This window comes from Vibrio sp. 1727, assembly GCF_033344415.1.
GTDB lineage: Bacteria > Pseudomonadota > Gammaproteobacteria > Enterobacterales > Vibrionaceae > Vibrio > Vibrio alginolyticus.
Genome location: NZ_JAWPOT010000342.1, coordinates 1 through 655 on the forward strand (window position 1 = coordinate 1; position 655 = coordinate 655).

Below are 655 nucleotides of genomic sequence, written 5' to 3' on the forward strand. Positions count from 1 at the left end.
CGGGTCGAGTGCGAGAAAAAGCACGTAGCCGTATGGCCGCCATCTTGAGCCAAGGTGGTGAGTTTGCTTTTGTGATTTTCACCGCGGCAAGCCAAGAAGGCATTTTATCCAAAGAACAAGTGGCGTTTTTGTTGGTTGTGGTGAGTCTATCGATGGTGACCACGCCACTCTTGTTGATGGGACAAAAGAAGTGGTTCGCTCATACGCTGAATCAGGAAGAAGAGAGCGTCACCAGTCACGTGGTTGATCGTCGTCCTCGCGTCATCATTGCGGGTTTTGGTCGTTTTGGGCAAATCGTTGGGCGCTTAATGTACGCCAATAAAATCAAAGTTACGGTATTGGAAAGTGACGCCAGCCAAATTCACTTACTGCGTAAGTACGGTTACAAAGTTTTTTATGGCGATGCCACACAAATCGATTTGTTGCGCGCCGCTGGCGCAGACAAAGCGGAAGCGTTAGTGATTTGTACAGACTCGCCGGATGAAGTGATGGCGATTGTCGATATCTGCCGTACGCATTTTCCGAATCTCAAATTGCTCGCTCGTGCTCGAAGCCGAGTTGAGGCCTATCAGTTGATGAGTCATGGCGTGCAAAACTATTCGCGTGAGACTTTTTTAGGCGCACTGGATCTTGGTCGTCAAACTCTGGTTGAGTT

1 protein-coding gene is annotated in these 655 nt (G+C 49.0%); it reads left to right on the forward strand.

Going from position 1 to position 655, the window contains the following annotated elements; genetic code table 11:
* Positions 1 to 655, forward strand: a 655-nt coding sequence (locus tag R8O10_RS25635) for an NAD-binding protein (RefSeq protein ID WP_318192010.1), incomplete at both ends; no start/stop codon positions are given.